This window comes from Actinomycetota bacterium (assembly GCA_019347575.1).
Lineage (GTDB): Bacteria > Actinomycetota > Nitriliruptoria > Nitriliruptorales > Nitriliruptoraceae > JAHWKY01.
The window spans coordinates 97320-115398 of the sequence record JAHWKY010000013.1 but is presented as its reverse complement, the minus strand read 5'-3'; the positions used below and the strand labels follow the sequence as shown (position 1 = coordinate 115398).

The following is an 18079-nucleotide window of genomic DNA, read 5'->3' as shown; positions in this document are numbered from 1 at the left end:
CGTGGTCACAGTCGGCCTCGTCATGGGCTTGGTGACACCGGTCGCCGCCCTCCCGGGCACGAACGACATCGAGTGGACACCCCTGGACGGGCCCGGAGGGTCCGACGGCACCGCGGTGGCGGTGACACGCGACACGGCCGCCGTGGCCGCGTACGACGCGGATGTCGACGGGGTAACCGATGCCGGCGCGGTCCGCGTTCACCGTCGCCTCGGCGACGGGACCTGGAGCGCCTACGACGTCACGACCCCCATGGGCTCGAGCGTGACCGGACGGTTCGGCGAGTTCGGGGTCCACGTCCACGACGACCAGCTCCTCGCGGCTAGCCGGAACTCGGTCACGTCGTTCCGTCTTGGGGTATCGGAAGCGGTCTACGAGGGCGAGGTCGCGGCGGGTATCACGTGGCCGCGCGTGGCCAGCGACGGTCGCCTGCTCGTCGTCGGCGATGAGTTCGCGACCCGGAACGAGGGCACCGTGGTCGGGGCAGCGGGCGAGGTGCACGTCTGGCTCACCGAACCCGATGGAACGACGCGCTACCACCGCCTCGTACGCCCCGGGGCCGCGACCGAGAGCGGCCGCTTCGGCCAGGAGGTGGCCCTGGCCGGTGACGACATCGTCGTGGTCGGGAGAGAGCGCGACGCTGCTGGCAACCTCGGTGACGAGGAGGTGTGGGTGTTCCACGGCAACGGCGGAGGGTTCACGCCCGAGCGGCTCCCCGACCCGTACAACCTCGGGCCGCCCGGCACGAGCGCCGCCAACGTCCTGTCAGCGACCGACAACAGCATCGTCATCGACGTACAGCCCCACGAACTGATCGCGCGGTACCACCGCGCGAGCGATGGAGCGCCGTGGGAGCTCGAGCTCATCGAGGAGCCGGAGGACGCCGACCTCCCTGGCGGTCGTTTCGCGACGCTCCTGGCGGCCTCGGGGGACCAGATCCTGGCGAGCCGCTCGGACGCGGCACCGTCGCTGCTCGAGCGCACACCCTCCGGGACGTGGGCGCACCGCATCGTCGGCGAGACCGCGCTCAGCGGACCGTTGCGGAACTTCGACTTCGTCTCCGGTCGCATCCTGCTCGCGACCACCGGCGGTGCCCTGTTGGGCTCGTACCCGCAACCCCCCGGGCAACCCGAACCGACCGCCCGCGCGGCGACCGACGCGCCGGGGAGGATCGAGGTCACGTGGGCGGCGCCCAGCTCCGGCGGCACCCCGATCACGGAGTACGAGGTCCTCGCCTGGGGGGCCGATGAACCCAGCCGGAGACTGACCCTCCCTGGCTCGGCACGCTCCGCGCAGTTCGACGGCTTGTCAGGCGACACGATGTACACGGTGGCGGTGCGCGCGTTCAACGACGACGGACCGGGTCTCTTCGGCTACGCCAGCGCGCGGACGCCGACGACACCGTCCGCGCCCCGCGAGCTCACCGTCCAGGCCACGCTGGTGAACCGCCGGTTGCAGTGGGCACCCCCCGAGAGCGACGGACGCGCGCCGGTGCTGCGCTACGACATCCTCCGGGACGGCGTCCTGGTCGCGACCGTCGGACCCGAGCAGACCAGCTACGACGATCCGGTACTGCTGCTCGCCGCCACGCACGACTACGAGGTGCGTGCCGTCAACATCGTCGGGGCGGGCCCCCCCGCCACGGTCTGCAGCCAGGGCGTGCTCGCACCCGAGTGCGACGGGGTCTGATCACTCGCGCTGGGCGAGCGTCTCGTAGATCATCTTCGCCTGCTCCTTGACCCCGTTCGGCTTCCCGTTCTCCCGCCCAGAGCGTACGGTCTCGCACGGCGTGCGACCATGACCCCCACGGACCAGAGGCGCGATCCTCAACAGGGAAGGACGCCGTGCACGAAGGCGCAGCGGCGTCAGGCGCCGACCTGGAAGCGCACGAAGCGCGCGACCTCGATCTTCTCGCCGATCTTGCCCTGGACCTCCTCGATGACCTTGGCGACGGTCCTCGAGTCGTCCTTGACGAAGGGCTGGTTCAGCAGCACCGCTTCCTCGTAGAACTTCTTGACTTTGCCCTCGACGATGCGCTCGACGATGTCGTCGGGCTTGCCCGACTCCTTGGCCTCCTTGCGGGCGAAGTCGCGCTCCTTCTCGAGTACAGCCTCGTCGACCTCGTCCTCACGCACGAACTGCGGCTTCAACGCTGCGATGTGCAGCGCGAGGTCTCGAGCGAGCTGCTGGAACTCCTCGTTCTTGGCCACGAAGTCGGTCTCGCAGCTGAGCTGGAGCAGCACGCCCACCCTGGCCGGGGTACCGGGGCTCGGCTGGTGCAGGTAGGCGTGTACCAGCCCCTCCGAGGCGGTGCGATCGGCGGTCCGAGCAGCGATCCTCGCACCGGTGCGCTCGCGCACGAGGTCGGCCGCGGCGTCGAGATCGCCGTCGGCGTCGACGAGCGCCTGCTTGCACGCCATCATCGGGGCGCCGGTGAGCTCGCGGAGCTCCTTGACGGCGGCAGCGGTGATGTCAGCCATCCTGGGTTCCCTCGCCGGCATCCGTCGCGCCCTCGTCGCCGCCCGCTTCCGTGGCGGCGTCGGTCGACGCGTCGGTCGTCGCGTTGGTCGGCTGGTCCGTCGACTCGGCGGCCTTCTCGTCGGTCGACTCGGTGGCGGTCTCGTCGGTCGATTCGTCGGCTGCGTCGCCGGTCTCGGCGGGAGCCGCCGGGGGTGAAGATGGGGCTGCCTCGGTGCCGGCGCTGGCGACAGCCGCTTGCTTGGCGGCCTGCTCGCGCTCGAGCTCGATCTCCCACTGGGCCTTGGGCTCGGTGGCGTCGAGGCCTCCGCCGGCGGATCGGGCGGCCTGCATGGCCTGGATCTGCAGCTCCTCGTCCGGCGACCGCGACGCGCGCAGCAACAGCCCGTCGGCGCAGGCGTCGGCGACGATCCGGGTCAGGAGCGCGGCCGAGCGGATCGCATCGTCGTTCCCAGGGATCGGGAACTGCACGAGATCGGGGTCGCAGTTGGTATCGAGGATCCCCACGACCGGGATGTCGAGGCGGTTGGCCTCCTTGACCGCGATCTCCTCGATGACGGTGTCGACGATCCACACCGCCTTCGGCTGCCGCTCCATCTCGCGGATGCCGCCGAGCGCGGTCTGCAGCTTCTCGTGCTCGCGCCGCAGCTTCAGGACCTCCTTCTTCGGCAGCAGCTCGAAGGTGCCGGAGGTGTCCATCGCCTCGAGCTCCTTGAGCCGGGCGATGCGGGTCTTGATCGTCTCGAAGTTGGTCAGCATCCCGCCGAGCCAGCGCTCGGTGACGTACGGCATGCCGACCCGTTGTGCCTGATACTGGATCGACTCGCGCGCCTGACGCTTGGTGCCGATGAACAGGATGTTCCCGCCGCCGGCGACGAGGTCGCGGACGAAGGAGTACGCCCGTTCGATGTAGTCCACCGTCTGGCGCAGATCGATGACGTAGATCCCGTTGCGCTCGCCGTAGATGTAGCGACGCATCTTGGGGTTCCAGCGCCGGGTCTGGTGTCCGAAGTGGACGCCAGCCTCCAGCAGCTGGCGCATGCTGACGACAGCCACGTGTTCTTCCTTCTGGTTCGGTTGGGCCTCCGCCCGCGTCGTCCGGAGTAGATCGTGCTACCGCTGCGCTACTCGAGCACTCTGGGTCGTGCTACACCTGCGCTGCTTGAGCACGGCGTGACCCACCCGTTGCCGGGCACCGGGGCCATCCGTCAGCGGACGTGTGTGATGGGTGTTGGTGCTGCGTGCGGACGGCCCGCGCGTGGCGGGCCGTCCCGGGCAGGGTACCGGCGGGGCGCACCACGGTCCACCGGCGTCAACCGAGGCCGGGGATCGGTAACGGTGGTGCGAGCAGCTCACCGACGAGGCCCTCCAGCCAGCTGATGCCGTAGCTGAGGACGTGCCCGACGCCGCCCGGTGCACCCGGGACCGGCTGATCCGCCAGGAACGCACGCACCGCGATGCGGCTCGCCTCGGTGTCGCGAACGCGCGAGTGGTCGCCGGGGAGGACCACGTGCGGGGCGTCGGGTAGCTCGCTGCGGTGCTCCGGCACGACCGGATCCCGGCTTCCCCCGAAGGTCGCGACACGCGTCCCCGTGGCCAGCGGGCTGCTCCAGGGGTCCTCGCGGGCGCGGACCCATCGTTGCTCGAGCTCGCTCAGGAGCGCCGACCCCGGTGCGAGGTCCTCGAGCGAGGCGCTGTCGGAGACGTGGCCGGCGAGGTGATCGACGATCAGGTCGACGAGGGGGTTGTGCTGCGCCCGTTGTGCTGTGCCCGCCAGCGCCGCACCCTCGATGGGAGACGCGATGGTGACGACGTGGTCGACGGGCGGCAGGGTCGGATCGGCGGGATCGTGCAGAGCGAGCAGGTACCACAGCGCCACCACGCCGCCCATCGAGTGGCCCATCAGGTCGACCGCTCGTCCCGGGTCGGCGGCGGCCAGGGCACGGAGTTGGTCGCGCAGCCGCAGAGCCGCCTCGTGGACGCCGACCAGCGTGTCGTGAGCCTCGTAGGGCATCGGCCGACCGTCCGCATCGATGCCCGCGTAGCTGAAGTGGGTCACGTCCTCCGGGGCGTAGCCGAGGTGGGTGAGATCCATCGCGGTCGCCCCGCTGTGGCTGTTGAACCCCGCCACCCCGACCGCGAGGTTGGGGTTCGGCGCGAACACCCAGCCCGGGCCGTCGGCTGCACGCGATCCCGGCACGGCGCCCCACCACGAGTGCTCTCCAGTCCACTCGTCGTAGGCGGGGACGTCGCGCTCACCGGTGGTCGACCACTCCCCCGCCCCGACCAGGGTGGGGCGCCACGGCCCCGTCCCGCCACGCAGCAGCGTCAGGGGATCGAGGTAGCGGTCGGGACCGAGCCGCGCGCTCCAGTGCAGGGACACCGGACCACGTCCGGGCTCGTGACCTGGCGCGCTGGTCCCGATCCGTTGCCCGCGCGCGACCCGATCCCCGACGCGGACGTCGATCCGGTCCATCGGCCCGTAGGTCGTCCGGATCGCGTCGGGATGCTGGATGCTGATCCACCTCGTCCCGGCGACCGTTCCGGCGAACCCCACCGTTCCGACCGCCGCGGCCGCCACCTGCTCTCCGAGCGTCACCGCCAGGTCGACGCCGCGGTGGCCACGCGCGTAGGGGGTCGCGGGGGCTTCGAACGGGGCGACGACGCGGCCGGGGACCGGCGCGGCGTAGACGACCGGTACACCGCCGACCGGCGGGCCGACGCGTTGGCGCGACGCGGCTGCCGCCGTCGCGGTGGACCCACTCCACGACGTGGCACTGATGAGCGCGAGCCCGACGAGCAGGGCAGCGGGACGCACGGATCCCCTCCGCCGCCCCCGCGACGGTGGTCACCGTACTCAGGACCCAAGGGAACGAGACGCCGACGTCCACGCAGGGTGTGGAAAGCGCGTCACCTGTCTAGCCCTGGATGCGCTCGGTGAGCTTGGCACGCAGGCTCATGACCGACTTCGTGTGGATCTGGCAGATCCGGGACTCGGTGACCCCGAGGATGTCGCCGATCTGCGCGAGCGTGAGACCCTCGAAGTAGTACAGCGCCAGCACCTTCTGCTCACGCTCACTGAGACGCGTGATGGAGTCCCGCAGCAGCCGCTTCATCTCCGCGTCGTCGACCGTGGCCTCGGGGTCAGGCATGAGCTGGTCCTGGATGGTGTCCTTCAACGGGACGCGGTCGCCGTCACCGATGTCGAACGTCTCGTCGAGCGCCACCATCGAGACCAGGGAGACCTGCTGCAGCATGTCGGCGAGCTGATCCTCGCTCACCTCGAGCTCGTCGGCCAGTTCCTCGTCCGTGGGTGTCCGCTGGAGCTGGTGCTCGAGGCGGGCGACCGCACGCTCGATGCGCTTGGACTTGGTACGAACCGAGCGCGGGACCCAGTCGACGGAGCGGAGCTCGTCGATGATGGCGCCCTTGATGCGGGTGATCGCGTAGGTCTCGAACTTGACGCCGTGCCCGAGGTCGAAGCGCTCGAGCGCGTCCATCAGCCCGAACATGCCGTACGACACGAGGTCGTGGTGCTCGATGGTGTTGGGGAGCCCGACGCCGACGCGCCCCGCCACGTACTTGACGAGCGGGGCGTAGTTGAGGATCAGCTGCTCGCGAAGCCCGGGGTCGCCCGTCTCCTTGAACCGCTCCCACAACGCGCGGATCTCGGGATCCACGCCGCTCCTTCCACGTGTGGTACCGGCGAGGGCCGCGCTCATGCTACCCACCCCCTCCCGTCGAAGGCCGTACACCGGCACGCGGATGGGCGGCGGTGTAGACCTCGACCAGGCGACCACGGGAGACGTGGGTGTAGCGCTGGGTGGTCTGCAGCGAGGCGTGACCGAGCAGCTCCTGGACGGCACGGAGGTCAGCGCCACCCTCGAGCAGGTGGGTGGCGTAGCTGTGCCGGAGCGTGTGGGGCGTCACGCGACCGAGCCCAGCAGTGCGAGCCGCGGCGGTGACGGCGGTACGCGCGTCGCGGGGTCCGAGCCGGTCGCCGCGGGTGTTGAGGAACAGCGCGGGCTCGGCTCCCGTCGCGAGCTCGGGGCGGCCGCCCACGACGTAGGCGTCGAGCGCGGCGATGGCCGGCTCTCCGAGCGGGACGATGCGTTCCTTGCGGCCCTTCCCGAACAGCCGCACCTGCGCCTCGGCGAGGTCGAGGTCGGCCAGGTCGAGCGCACACGCCTCCGACACCCGCGCTCCGGACGAGTACAGCAACTCGAGCAGCGCCCGGTCGCGCAGGCCCGTCGGCGACGTGGGGTCGGGGGCCAGGAGCAGCGCCACGACCTGATCGGGGCGCAGGACACGCGGCAGTGCCCGCCCCTGCTTGGGGGTGATCAGCAGGTTGGCAGGGTCACGGTCGACGTAGCCGCGACGGCGCAGGAACGCGAAGCACGTCCGCAGCGCGCTGGCCTTGCGGGCCATGGTCGAGCGGGCGTAGCCCGCGCCGGCGAGGTGGGCGAGGTACCGGCGCAGGACCACGAGCTCGACCTCGCCGGGATGCTCGATGCCGAGGTCGCTGCACCACCGGGCGAGGTCGCGCACGTCACGACGGTAGGCGGTGACCGTGCCCGGGCTGAGGTCACGCTCCGCCGTCAGGTAGCCGATGAAGGCGTCGATCGCGCCCGCCCACGCGGGCGGCAGCGGCGATCCCGCCGCCGCTGTCGCCTCCGGCATCTCGCATCCTCACACCGTCCCCCGAGACACATGCTGTTGTAGTTGTGAACTGTTGTCAAGAGCAGTGCCCGCTTGATGTGACCTGTGCGAGGGAGCACCGGGCCACCGGTACCCTACGGTCACGTCCCACCACGGAGGGAGACGTGCCAGCGTCCGCATCCCCGCCGGAGCCGCAGTGGTTCGTGCACGACGGTCACAGGCTGGTCTACGAGGTGCACGGCGAGGGCCCCCACACGCTGGTCTTCCTCCACGGGCTGCTGCTGGGCTCGGGGATGAACCGCGCGATCGCCCGTCGCCTCGCCGCCGAGGGGCACCGGGTCGTGCTCCTCGAGCTGCTGGGGCATGGCCGTAGCGACCGATCGCCGTACGCGTTCGATCACCGCATCGAGTTCTACGCTGAGCAGGTCGTGGGGCTGCTCGACCACCTCGAGGTCGCCCAGGCGGTCGTCGGCGGTACCTCCCTCGGTGCGAACGTGGCGCTCCAGGTCGCGAACGACTTCCCCGACCGCGTACGTGCGTTGCTGCTCGAGATGCCGGTGCTGGAGCGGGGCGGGGTCACGGCTACGTTGCTGTTCGTGCCGCTCCTGATCGCGCTGCGCTACGGGACGCGCACGGCCCGGGTGGTCACCTCGCTGGTCCGACGCCTCCCCCGGACCGGCTACGACGCGTTCGACGCCTTGCTCGACCTCGCCTCGGCAGATCCCCGCAGCATGGCCGCCGTGCTGCACGGACTCACGTCCGGCCAGATCGCCCCGAGCCGTCGCGACCGCGAGCGCATCGAGGTTCCGACGTTGGTGATCGGCCACCCAGCAGATCTGCTGCACCCCATCGACGATGCGTCCGCGTTGGTCCGCGAGCTACCCAACGCCGAGCTCGTCCGCGCGTGGTCGGTGGCCGAGCTGCGCACCTTCCCCGGGCGCCTGGTACCCACCATCGCGTCGTTCCTCGACGGAGCCTGGGTCCCGTACCTGACGGCCGCCGCCGACGAGGCCTGAGGCTCACCGCGGGGCGCGCGACAACCGGACACCTTCGGCCGACTCGGCGATGAAGCCGGCGACCCGCGCCCGCGTGAGCGCGGCGAGCAGCTGACCGGCAGGCGTGCCGGTGATCGCCGCGAGCTCGTCGACCGCCACCGCCCGCGGCCAGCGCCGAGCCAGCTCCGCGTGCACCGGCTCCGGCAACGGCGACGGTGTCTGCGCCGGACGGTCGTGATCCACCTCGGACCGTCCCAGGGCGTCGAGCACGTCAGACGGACCCGTGCACGGAGCGGCTCCCTCGGCCAGTAGACGGTGCGGCGCGGCGGACCCCGGAGCGCGTACGTCGCCGGGCACCGCGAGGACGGGCACATCCAGGGCCGCGGCCGCGGCGGCGGTCCGGAGAGAGCCGGAACGGTCGCTGCCCTCGACCACGACGACCGCGTCGACCATCCCCGCCACGACCCGGTTGCGCGCGACCACGTTGTGCGGTTTGGGCTCCACGCCGGGCAGGTACTCCGACACGAGCGCCCCACCCGCCTCGAGGGCCTGATCGAACAGCCCGCCCACGGTCGCGTGTGGTCGCGGGTAGCGAACGTCGTGGCCACAGCCGAGCACCACCGCGGTCGCTCCGGACGTGCCGAGCGCAGCCCGGTGGGCCGCGGCGTCGATGCCCACAGCTCCCCCACTGACGACCAGCACACCGGCGCGCCCCGCCGACTCGGCGATCCACGCGGCGATCGCAGTTCCGTAGCCGGTCGCGCGTCGCGCCCCGACGATCGCGACGGCCGGCACGTCGGGGATGCCAGCCGCCGGACCACGCCACGCGAGGAGCGGCGGGGCGCCGGACTCGGGCCAGCCGCGGGCGAGCCGCCACGGGTAGGCCGGATCGCCGACGGCCGCCGCCCGCACGCCCAGCTGCCGCCACAGGCGCACGACCGGGATGATGCTCTGGCGTTCGGTGAGGGTGGTCGGGGGTGCGATGCGGTCGAGGAGGTCGTCGGGGTCGAGTGAGCCTTCGGTGATCGCCAGCTCCACGGCGTGCTTGACCAGGGGAGAGGTACCGCCGCGCCGCGCGATCGTCGCCACGAGCCGCTCGAGGACCGCGGGGTCCGTTCCCGGCGCGGCGATGTCCCCCCAGGGGGCGCTCACGCGACCGACGTGAGGTCGCGCAGCCGGTAAGCCACTGCCTCCTCGACGTCGTCGGTGCCGATCGTGTCACGGCCCGCGAGGTCGGCGATCGTCCGGGCGACCCGCAGACTGCGGTCGAAGGCTCGCGCCGACAGCCCCATGGCCTCGATCGCCGCGGCGAGGGTCCGCAACGCGCCCGGCTCCGCGGTCTCGCGGACACGCGACGAGGGCACGCCACGGTTCAGCGCGCCGGCTCCCCACCGGTCGCGAGCGACGGCCCGTGCGGCGGCGACCCGCTCGGCGACCACGTGGCTCTCCTCGCCGTCGGGGGGGCCGGTGAGACGGGACTCCTCGACCGGGCCGAGCTCGACCTGCAGGTCGATGCGGTCGAGCAGCGGACCCGACAGCCGGTTGCGGTAGCGCTTCACCTCGTCCGGGCGGCAACGGCACGCCCGCCTCCGCGAACCGAGGTGCCCGCAAGGGCACGGGTTGGTCGCCGCGACGAGCAGGACCTCAGCCGGGAACCGCACGGTGGCCTTCGTCCGCGTGATCGTCACGTAGCCGTTCTCGAGGGGCTGACGCAGGTGGTCGGAGACACCGCGGGGCACCTCGAGCAGCTCATCGATGAAGAGGACACCTCGATGGTCCAGGGTGCGTGAATCACCCTAGGCGGCAAGTGTGGCGAGGGACCACCCAACGCGCCTGATACTCGCACCACATCACATCAGCGACCAGGAGGTCATCATGCAGTTCCGTACCGCCACCGTCTATTGGAACAAGGAACAGGAGTCGGTCCCTCAGACCCTGCACGACGTCGAGGTCGCGCTCGAAGGCGACTGGGTCCGCATCCGCCGCGACGACGGCGGCGAGACGAGCTACCCGTCCCGGAGGGTCGACCGGATCGAGTGGGGCAACGCCGAGGAACACGGCTCCCGCCGCGACGACGGCTAGTCGGTTGGATGGGTGAGTGGCAGGAAACCTTCGAGCACCGCGATGTTCGGAATCCAGCCCTTCTCCCGGCGCACGACCAGCCCAAGTTTCGAGAGGGCGGTGAGATCGCGCGTAACGGTCTTCCTCGTCTTGTCCGCGTACTCGCGCGCAAGCCGAGGACTCAGATCAGGGATCTCGTCGCGCGTCACCGGCTGGTCGTGCGGCATGTCGAAGACGAGATGCTTCTGACGGCGCCGGGCTGGCGTCTCCTTCTTCTTGCCGAGTGCCCCGTGGACGAAGTTCTCCCACGTCGCACGCATCTGGAACCCCCGGACGAACTGAAGTTGGTCGCGAAGCTGGTCAACGAACCCCTGGATCGCGTAGTGAAGGAACCCGTCGACGGAGTACGGCTGTCGGGTAGATGTGCGGTCGAGCTCGATGTAGTAGCGATCACGGGTCAGGTTGTAGAAGTCGCTCATCAGGTGAGCAGCGGGGACGGGGACGCCGGCCTCGATAAGCAGCTGGAACTCGATGAGTCGAGCGACTCGGCCGTTGCCGTCATCGAAGGGGTGGATCCATGCGAGATACAGGTGCGCGAGGATCGACTTGAAGACGGCGATCGCGAAGCGCATCTCGTCGTCGACGACCTGGAGGTCCTGGAGCCATTGACACATGCGGTCGACGAGGTACTCCGCATCTTCAGCGGGGACGGCTCGGTAGCGCATAACCCCTACCTGGTCGGTGCGGAACTGTCCCGGGGTGACACCGTCCCGCAGCTCGGTCTCCTCCAGGACCATGCGGTTGAACATCTTGATCCGCTCGGACGTGAGTTCCAGCGTTCGCCCATGAACCACATCACCGATGATGTGGTTGTAGGCGGCGAGGATGTTCTCGATCTCCTGCTGCTGGTACTCCCGCGACGGAGGAAGGTCCAGGTCGCCCTCGATGATCTTGAGAACTTCCTCCTCGGTGAGGGTGTTGCCTTCGATACTCGTGGTGCCGTGGACACCTTTCGACAGATAGATGTTGTTGAGGGAGTCCTGCTCCATCGGCTTCAACGGCACCCCGGCGATGTGTTCGCACTTCGACTGCGCCTCACCGATCAGCATCCATGTCTTGTGACTCAACGCCTTGAGGTCGGCTGTGAAGTCAATCCATGGATGGGTTTCCTGGTACCGCCGTAGCAATGCCGCGTTGCTCATTCAGATGCCCTTCGCGACGGAGGGAAGATTGTAGACCAGTTACCTGTCCATGTCGATGTCCGTGCGGTTGTCCAGTTCAGACGGTAGCCTACGCGAGACCTAACCGATGGAAGAAGGCGTAGATGGCTGAGGAGCGAAAGCTCGGGGATCTGCACAATGACGTCGTGCGTCACGTGCTTGATCTACTGGAGAAGGAGACCTTCCCGCTGAAGGTGCTGCAACTGGCGGAGGCGTACGCCTGGCTCAGGAGCCCAGCCCAGCCGCACGGGTCGAGTGGCAGCGCCTGAGCCGTCATCTCCCAGTAGGAGTTCAAGTTCAATGCAGCAACCCGACGACGTACCAACACCCCGTGATGCACGACCGCTCAAGCGTCTCGTGTTCGGCTCCAACGAGTTCATCAACACCCCCGCGATCCTCCTGGCGGGGGGAGAACCCCAGATCTTCCTCGAAGTCCGCGAGGACCGGCAGCTGCTCCTCACCGCCGACCTGTACGACGAGCAGGGCACGCACGTCGCTCGGCTCCGACGGAACGCATGGACGTTCAACCCCGAGGACCGATACACGATCACCACGTCCCCGAGCGATCTGTCGCTGACCGATGGAGCCACGGATCAGGTCGTGTTCCACGCTTCGGTCGAGTCCCGGGACGAGGTCGTCGTCGACCAGGGATCGTTCTTCACCTCTGGAGGCGACCGCATCACCGTGGAGCCGGACAGGTTGGTTATCGGTGGCATGACGATGATGAGCAGCCGGTTCGAGAACTGCCGAGCAGGCATCGAGATCGGTCAGGGGTTCGTCGGGCTGGGATCGGGCTGACGTGCAGCTCGAGTTCGTGACGATGGCGCGTGGCGCCGAGCTGCGCGGCCGTCACTTCTGGGCCGCGGGGGCGGGTTGGAACGACCTTGGGCTTCGGAAGACTCCGGTCGAACTCGACAAGCTAGCCGTCGTGCTCGTCTTCTCTGTCTTCGCAGACGACCGGATGACGGCGTGGTCCGCCGAGATGGTCGACCCTGGCGGCAACATCATCGCGGGAGCGGACGGACTGTTCAGCCTCGACCGCTGGCCCGACGGCGTACCCGACGACTGGCCCTTGCAGCTACCTATGACCGTCGAGTTCGAGAATGTGGTGCTGCCAACCACCGGACAGTACGAGGTTCGCGTCTCGCTAGAAGGTGAGGGTGAGGTCTCGTTCCCGGTCCTGATGTGGCACTCGAACCGTTGACCGAGACGCTGTAGCCCAGGTCGTCAACATCGACCTCGGCGGGCCGGTCCGGGGCCTCGATCCAGTTGACCAGGCCCAGCTGCATCCGCGGTGTCGTCACGACCCGTCCTCGGGGACCCATCCGTCGGGGATGCCGTCTTAGAAACCCATCCCCCAGCATGCGACCGGCAGGTAGGGTCGCGGAGCCGACGAGCGACCACGGGGGTCCTGATGTTCCGCACGCTTCTCGCCACTGCTGCCCTGACCGCCACCATCCTCGCACCTGCCAGCGCAACCAGTCATCTCGAGGTGGTGTGGCTCGCCGTCGGGCAAGGCGACGCAGCCCTGTACCGAGCCCCGTGCGGCGACGTGGGGCTGGTCGATGCCAACGCCGGTGCGGCCGACGAGGTCCTGGCGCAACTCGACGCGTGGGGGTCTCGGTCGGAGCTGCGATGGATGAGCGTGTCGCACTACGACGCCGACCATCTCGGCGACGTGCAGGACGTGGGCCAGGCCACAGGAGTCGGCGTCGCGGCGGTGTACGACCGTGGCGGCGACCGAACCGTCAAGGACTCCAACACCTACCGCAGCTACTTCGACTGGGTGACCGGCGAGACGGTCCGCCAGCCCGTCGACATCGGGGATGCGTTCTCGCTGTGCTCCGGGGCGGACCGGGTCACGTTCACGGTCATCTCGGCCGGCACGGATGGCACCGCCGCTGACGGTGTGGCCGTTACCGAGGAGAACGACCGTGGCGTGTGTCTGCTGGTCGAGTACGACGACCTCGACATCGCCACCTGCGGTGACGTCAACGGCACGGACGAGGGGTCACGTGCCGACGTCGAGTCGGCGGTCGCAGCCTCCTACGGCGACGTGGACGCGGTCAAGGTGAACCATCACGGAGCCCGATTCTCCTCCAACGAGACGTACGTGTCGACGCTGTCGCCACAGGCTGCGGTCATCCCGGTGGGCAAGAACAGCTTCGGGCATCCAGATCCTGACGTGGTCGCGCGCTGGGACGAGAAGGGCCGCGTGTTCCAGACCCAGCACCCGGACACTGGCGACCCCGTCGACGGCAACGTGACGTTGACCAGCACCGGCCGTACCTCGTTCGCCATCACCACATCCGCCTCTGGGGTTCACGACACGTTCACGCTCGACGAGGCGTCTACCAGCAGCGGACACATCCGCCGGTTCGCGGGCGATGACCGGATCCACACCTCCGTGCTGATCTCGCAGGCGACGTTCCCCGGTGACGGCGCCGTGGACACGGTCGTGATCGCGCTCGCGTTCCGCTATCCGGATGCGCTCGCCGGTGCACCGCTGGCCCGCAAGCGTGGCGGACCGATCCTGCTGACCGGCGGGGACCGGCTCGACGAAAAGGTCGCCGATGAGCTGCGTCGACTGGCGCCTGCCCGCGCGATCTTGCTTGGCGGTCCCGAGGCATTGTCGGAAGACGTCGAGGAAGATGTGCGTGCCGCCGGCGTCGGCGACGTGTCCCGCATCGGCGGCGATGACCGGTTCCACACCGCCCAGCTCGTCGCGGCCGAGGTCGCAGGGCCCGACCTCGATCACGTCTACGTCGTCGAGGGTGCGGACCTCGACCCCGGTCGGGGATGGCCCGATGCCGTGTCCGTCGCGGGTCTCGCTGCTCGGCAGGGTGAACCCGTGCTGCTCGTCACCACCGAGGCGCTCCCGCCCGCGACACGGCGCGCTATCAGCGATCTCGGAGTGGGTACAGCCACGATCGTGGGTGGGCCAGCGGCTGTGTCGACCGACGTCGAACAAGCCATCCGCGACCTCGGTGTGACGGTAGCCAGGATCGCCGGGGACGATCGCTACGACACGTCGAACCGGGTCGCCGCTCGTGCGCGCGACCTTGGCGCCGACCCGGCCCGGACCTGGCTCGCGACCGGGCTCGACTTCCCCGACGCGCTGGCGGCAGGCCCCGCCGTCGCGGCAACCGACGGCATCCTGCATCTGGTCCACGGACACGAGCTAGCGCGGTCGCCATCGACGGTCGACTGGATCGACGAGCACGCCTGCACCTTCTCGCCGCTGACGTTGACCGGCGGGACGGCCGCCATCAGTGCCGCGGTGGAAGCTGCCATCCGTGACCGCATCGCAGACCGTTGCGACCCTGACCCTGACCCCGAGCCCGAACCGTCGCCGGAACCGTCGCCAACTCCGCCACCGGGCTCCGCCGATGTCACCATCACCGGCGTGGTCGCGGACCCTGCCGGTGACGACGTCGCCTTCGACGGCGGCGAGTACCTCACCGTCCGCAACGACGCCTCGTCGAACGTGACCATGACCGGCTGGTACGTCCTCGACGCCGCCAACAACCGGCTGAACTGGTGCGGCATCAGCATCGCACCGGGTGCCACGGCCCGACTCTACAGCGGTGACGGCAACGACGGGGCCGACCACTGCCACGCTGGGCGCGGCTCAGCCGCCCTGAACAACGACGGCGACACCCTGCGGCTGTACGACCCCGGCGACAACCTCGTCGACACCTTCAGCTACTGAGGAAGGCTGGACCATGGACCCAGATGTCACCGCTCATCTGCGGCAACTCGCGGCAGAGGTCCGCGACGACATGGGCACTCTTCAGTCGCAGATCAACGATCTAAGCGCCGGAATCAGCGCGCTGGTGCTCGCGATCAACCGAATGGTGATCGACGAGGATGTGTCGAACCGGTCGTACGTGCGGGCCCGACTCACTGATGTGAAAGCACTGCTCGATCGTGCCCGACGACGAGCGCGCCAATGAACGAGGACCAGTGGGGGCGTGTGCTCGCCCTGTTGACTGCTCGCCTCAATCGTGACGCTGACGCATGGGTGCGGCTGATGCCATCCGATGAGCAGGACTGGTGGGACACAGCCGAGGCCTTCGCGCGTGTCGCTCTGATGTTCGTGGACGAGCTTGCGCAGGAGCGTGACGTACCGATGAGCGAGCTGCTTGAGGCTGTGGCGATGCAGTCAGCTGTTGATGATGCCTGGCGCGGTCAGGGCACCGACGACGATCTCTCATGAGAACGCGACGAGCCCCCGCCCGGTGAGGGGGCGGGGGCTCGTGTAGTGGTCCTGGCACCGCCAGGTGTGTTACATCGCTGTAGTTCGGTTCGTTGCGTAGGTGTGCGTAGCGGACTGGCTGGGTTCGTCCGTCAGCGTCGACCTGGGCGTGTCGAGCCTGGTCGGTTGTGGTGGTAGCGGTGGAGGTCGGCGAGGACCCAGCGGAGTGCGACCATCAGGCAGCCTGCGACGACGTGGAGACACTCGTGGCGCGCTCGAGCTGGTGTAGGCACGGCTCGCAGATCACGACGTGCCACACGATCGCGCCCCGTCCGACCTGCCAGAGCATCCAGCGGCGACACCCCTTCACGGGGCAGCGGTACGCGACCGGCCGCGGCGCGGCGGCGGGCGAGGGTTCCACGGGTCATCCGGCGATGGTCCCGCGGATCGTCACCGTCGAGCCCTTCTTGACCAGCTCCGAGTGGGGGTGCTCGGGGACCGACTGAGACGGTGCGGGTCGGAACAGGGCGACCAGCGACACCAGTCCGGAGTCGGCGATGCCGTTCTCGGGACGGTCCAGCTCCTTGAGCAGCCGGTTGGTGGCGGCTTCGGTCGCACCGCCGAAGGTGGACTGCTTGCGGTCGGCGGCGAGGTCGAGACCGGCGACGTCGACGCCGAGTGCCGCAGCAAGTAGCGGCACGGCGTCGATCCATCCGACCACGTGCGCCCCTTTGTCGCCTCGTTTCATCTCGACCTCCTCGATGTGGGGGGGCTTCATGGCGCCGATGCGACGCCGCCACCGGGACCCGTCGATCGCTACCCGGTCGGGCTTGCGACCGCGCCGGGTGGCAACTTCCTTGTGCTCGGCGATGTTGCTAAGCGGATGGGCGAACTCGCGGCACATCTCGTACGCGATCGCGGCCTGCGTGTACAGGGACGCATCGGTCCAGCGCTCGTCGGCCTGGCCGGAATGTTCGGCCTCGTTCCCGGCGAACTTGTCGTTCAGCGACGTGTAGCCGCCCCACGATGAGCGGCCCGCATGCCAGGACACTCCGGCAGCGACGAGGTAGGCAACACCGCTAGTACGAGCCGTGAACCACATCGACAGGGAGTTGCGCAGCCTGGCCCGTCCGAACGTGACCGTGCGCAGGGATGGTGCATCGCCGGTGCGGGGCCCGCCGACGTGATGCTGGACGTGACCGACCAGCACCTTCATCTGACCGGCGCCGCGGGTCTCCCACCCGGGGACCAGCACAACGGTGATGCCCCAGACGGTGCGGAGACGTGCGACGACCCGCTGCAGCCGCGCGGAGATGTCAGCCATGCTCGCCACGCTCGGCCGCCGCGATGACCACGTCGGCATCCATGATCGTGTCGACGGTCTTCGGACCCCACGCGTGACTGCGTGCGACCGCGCCGCCGCCGGTCACGATGCCCAGCTGGCCCAGCGCCGTACCGATGGCGAGGTAGAGGGTCGCGCCGCTGTCGAGCAGGACCAGCGCCGATGACGCCGCGATGAACAGCCCGGCGACGAGCGCGGACAACATGACGGGTTCGTTGCTCCACTTCATCGTGAGTTCCTTGGGTCGATGCAGCCGAATGGAGTGACGAACACGTCGCAGGTAGGCGACGGAGACGGAGACGGAGACGGAGACGGTGAAGGCCTGGGGTGCGGGAACGGTGACCGCGACGGCGACGGGGACGGTGTCGGTCGCGGGGTCGAGCTCCTCGACGGGGAAGGGGACGGTTCGAGGCCATCGCCACCGAAGGGCTCCTGCCCGGATGCGCGGATCTGAGACCGCAGCGCCGCGACCTGTGCCTCGAGCCGCCCGATGGTCGCCCGCCCCCCCGCGACCTCCTCGGCGAGATCATCGATGGAGTTCTGCATCCGGTCGAAGCGGCGCAGGTTCGCGGCCCGCTGTTCGGACAGTTGGGCCAGGGAGTTGCGTAGCGCTTCCTCGGAGTCGCGACGGGCGGTGGCGTTCTCGATCAGCGTCCCGGCGAGCAGCCCGATCAGGATCGCGCCGCCGGCGATGCCGGCCCACACCAGCGCCGGTCGCCAGCTGCCCCGCCACCACGTCCCGAACCTGCTCATGATGTCACCGCCAAGATGACCAGCGCCCCGATGACCATCACCAAAATGGGGAACAGCAGCGCGGTGACCATCGCGCGTCGGCCCCAGGTCGTCTCGCTTTTGAGCTCCTTGATGTCGTCCTGGACGTTGCCTATCGCGAGCTTGAATACGTCCTGGGAGACCATCTGGTCGTCGATGCGGGCGAGCTGGCTGTCGATGCGGGCGAGGATGCGCCGGATCTCGCCGGAGGTCATGTTGTTGTCGGTCACGTCGGCTCCGTCACCGGCGCGAGGGGGAGGACCTCGTTGACGATGCGGAGGACGCTGCTGGTCAGGATCGACACGGCGAGGCTCCTGAGCGAGATGATGAAAAGGCGGTTGGCACCGTCACGGCGAT

Annotated in this window: 21 protein-coding genes and 1 pseudogene; 9 read left to right on the top strand and 13 right to left on the bottom strand. The window is 69.3% G+C overall.

Annotation, left to right across the window (positions count from 1 at the left end; genetic code table 11):
- Nucleotide 1 precedes the first annotated feature (1 nt).
- On the top strand, nucleotides 2-1687 hold the full coding sequence (locus KY469_10940; protein ID MBW3663604.1) for a fibronectin type III domain-containing protein: 1686 nt from the start codon (nucleotides 2-4) through the stop codon (nucleotides 1685-1687).
- 176 nt (nucleotides 1688-1863) lie between these two features.
- On the opposite strand, the gene tsf is transcribed toward KY469_10940, so the two are convergent.
- The 5 genes and pseudogenes from tsf to KY469_10915 form a co-directional block, all read right to left on the bottom strand.
- Entirely contained in the window at nucleotides 1864-2478 is a 615-nt protein-coding gene (gene tsf, locus KY469_10935) for a translation elongation factor Ts (protein ID MBW3663603.1), read from the bottom strand.
- Complete coding sequence (gene rpsB, locus KY469_10930; protein MBW3663602.1) at nucleotides 2471-3532, bottom strand: 30S ribosomal protein S2; 1062 nt, start codon at nucleotides 3530-3532, stop codon at nucleotides 2471-2473. Before rpsB ends, tsf begins: the two co-directional genes overlap by 8 nt.
- Nucleotides 3533-4796: 1264 nt before the next feature.
- Nucleotides 4797-5258 (bottom strand): annotated as a pseudogene (locus KY469_10925) (M23 family metallopeptidase).
- Between the two features lie 136 nt (nucleotides 5259-5394).
- Nucleotides 5395-6135: an RNA polymerase sigma factor WhiG gene (gene whiG, locus KY469_10920; protein ID MBW3663601.1), complete on the bottom strand. Its 741-nt coding sequence runs from the start codon at nucleotides 6133-6135 to the stop codon at nucleotides 5395-5397.
- Nucleotides 6136-6199: 64 nt separating this feature from the next.
- Nucleotides 6200-7156, bottom strand: coding sequence for a tyrosine recombinase XerC (locus KY469_10915; GenBank protein MBW3663600.1), 957 nt, complete (start codon nucleotides 7154-7156; stop codon nucleotides 6200-6202).
- 143 nt (nucleotides 7157-7299) lie between these two features.
- Between KY469_10915 and KY469_10910 the strand changes: the two genes are divergently transcribed.
- Entirely contained in the window at nucleotides 7300-8151 is an 852-nt protein-coding gene (locus KY469_10910) for an alpha/beta hydrolase (protein MBW3663599.1), read from the top strand.
- Between the two features lie 3 nt (nucleotides 8152-8154).
- Here KY469_10910 and KY469_10905 read toward each other — a convergent pair whose 3' ends face one another.
- Both KY469_10905 and KY469_10900 read right to left on the bottom strand, forming a co-directional pair.
- A complete protein-coding gene (locus KY469_10905; GenBank protein ID MBW3663598.1) occupies nucleotides 8155-9282 on the bottom strand; it encodes a DNA-protecting protein DprA in 1128 nt (375 codons plus the stop codon).
- Nucleotides 9279-9911: an ATP-binding protein gene (locus KY469_10900; GenBank protein MBW3663597.1), complete on the bottom strand. Its 633-nt coding sequence runs from the start codon at nucleotides 9909-9911 to the stop codon at nucleotides 9279-9281. Before KY469_10900 ends, KY469_10905 begins: the two co-directional genes overlap by 4 nt.
- 94 nt (nucleotides 9912-10005) lie before the next feature.
- Here KY469_10900 and KY469_10895 point away from each other — a divergent pair, with 94 nt between their 5' ends.
- Nucleotides 10006-10212, top strand: coding sequence for a hypothetical protein (locus tag KY469_10895; GenBank protein ID MBW3663596.1), 207 nt, complete (start codon nucleotides 10006-10008; stop codon nucleotides 10210-10212).
- On the opposite strand, the gene KY469_10890 is transcribed toward KY469_10895, so the two are convergent.
- Entirely contained in the window at nucleotides 10209-11393 is a 1185-nt protein-coding gene (locus KY469_10890) for a Fic family protein (protein ID MBW3663595.1), read from the bottom strand. The two genes, KY469_10895 and KY469_10890, sit on opposite strands and share 4 nt — an antisense overlap.
- Before the next feature lie 122 nt (nucleotides 11394-11515).
- Here KY469_10890 and KY469_10885 point away from each other — a divergent pair, with 122 nt between their 5' ends.
- The 6 genes from KY469_10885 (at nucleotide 11516) to KY469_10860 (ending at nucleotide 15630) form a co-directional block, all read left to right on the top strand.
- Nucleotides 11516-11680, top strand: a complete 165-nt coding sequence (locus KY469_10885; protein MBW3663594.1) for a hypothetical protein — start codon at nucleotides 11516-11518, stop codon at nucleotides 11678-11680.
- Between the two features lie 31 nt (nucleotides 11681-11711).
- Entirely contained in the window at nucleotides 11712-12209 is a 498-nt protein-coding gene (locus KY469_10880; GenBank protein MBW3663593.1) for a hypothetical protein, read from the top strand.
- Nucleotide 12210: 1 nt separating this feature from the next.
- Nucleotides 12211-12615, top strand: coding sequence for a hypothetical protein (locus KY469_10875; protein ID MBW3663592.1), 405 nt, complete (start codon nucleotides 12211-12213; stop codon nucleotides 12613-12615).
- 210 nt (nucleotides 12616-12825) lie between these two features.
- On the top strand, nucleotides 12826-15123 hold the full coding sequence (locus KY469_10870; protein MBW3663591.1) for a cell wall-binding repeat-containing protein: 2298 nt from the start codon (nucleotides 12826-12828) through the stop codon (nucleotides 15121-15123).
- A 13-nt stretch (nucleotides 15124-15136) separates the two neighbouring features.
- On the top strand, nucleotides 15137-15367 hold the full coding sequence (locus tag KY469_10865; protein MBW3663590.1) for a hypothetical protein: 231 nt from the start codon (nucleotides 15137-15139) through the stop codon (nucleotides 15365-15367).
- Complete coding sequence (locus KY469_10860) at nucleotides 15364-15630, top strand: hypothetical protein (protein MBW3663589.1); 267 nt, start codon at nucleotides 15364-15366, stop codon at nucleotides 15628-15630. The genes KY469_10865 and KY469_10860 overlap by 4 nt, the downstream gene beginning before the upstream one ends.
- 214 nt (nucleotides 15631-15844) lie before the next feature.
- Here the strand turns inward: KY469_10860 and KY469_10855 are convergent, their stop codons facing one another.
- From KY469_10855 to KY469_10835, 5 genes are read right to left on the bottom strand one after another with little or no spacing between them, the layout of a single operon-like run.
- Nucleotides 15845-16030, bottom strand: coding sequence for a hypothetical protein (locus tag KY469_10855; GenBank protein ID MBW3663588.1), 186 nt, complete (start codon nucleotides 16028-16030; stop codon nucleotides 15845-15847).
- 3 nt (nucleotides 16031-16033) lie between these two features.
- Nucleotides 16034-16933 (bottom strand): N-acetylmuramoyl-L-alanine amidase, encoded by a 900-nt coding sequence (locus KY469_10850; GenBank protein ID MBW3663587.1) that lies wholly within the window; start codon nucleotides 16931-16933, stop codon nucleotides 16034-16036.
- The gene (locus tag KY469_10845; GenBank protein MBW3663586.1) at nucleotides 16926-17180 is read right to left on the bottom strand and encodes a hypothetical protein; all 255 of its coding nucleotides are present in this window, start codon (nucleotides 17178-17180) and stop codon (nucleotides 16926-16928) included. Before KY469_10845 ends, KY469_10850 begins: the two co-directional genes overlap by 8 nt.
- A complete protein-coding gene (locus KY469_10840; protein MBW3663585.1) occupies nucleotides 17177-17704 on the bottom strand; it encodes a hypothetical protein in 528 nt (175 codons plus the stop codon). The genes KY469_10845 and KY469_10840 overlap by 4 nt, the downstream gene beginning before the upstream one ends.
- Nucleotides 17701-17952, bottom strand: a complete 252-nt coding sequence (locus KY469_10835) for a hemolysin XhlA family protein (protein ID MBW3663584.1) — start codon at nucleotides 17950-17952, stop codon at nucleotides 17701-17703. Before KY469_10835 ends, KY469_10840 begins: the two co-directional genes overlap by 4 nt.
- Between the last annotated feature and the right edge of the window lie 127 nt (nucleotides 17953-18079).